This window comes from Alcanivorax sp. HI0007, from assembly GCF_001635525.1.
In the GTDB taxonomy this organism is placed as follows: domain Bacteria; phylum Pseudomonadota; class Gammaproteobacteria; order Pseudomonadales; family Alcanivoracaceae; genus Alcanivorax.
Window position 1 is genome coordinate 1 of sequence record NZ_LWEJ01000186.1, and the last position, 303, is coordinate 303.

Annotated in this window: 1 protein-coding gene; it reads left to right on the forward strand. The window is 57.1% G+C overall.

Annotated elements, in window-relative coordinates; all coding sequences use genetic code 11:
• Nucleotides 1-303: cytochrome b N-terminal domain-containing protein (locus A3714_RS10075; protein ID WP_197463401.1), on the forward strand; the 303-nt coding region annotated here is incomplete at both ends.

The window sequence follows — 303 nt, forward strand, 5'->3', positions numbered from 1 at the left end:
GCTATCCCCATCGTGCTGCTGGCGCTGGTGGTACTGCATATCCTGGCACTGCACGAAGTGGGTTCCAACAACCCGGATGGTGTGGAAATCAAGCAGAACAAGGACGAAAACGGTATCCCGGTTGACGGTATTCCGTTCCACCCTTACTACACCGTGAAAGACCTGCCGGGCGTGATCGTGTTCCTGATGATCTTTGCCGTGGTGATCTTCTTCTTCCCGGATGGCGGGGGTTACCTGCTGGAGAAGCCGAACTTCGAGCCGGCCAACCCGCTGAAGACCCCGGATCACATTGCTCCGGTATGG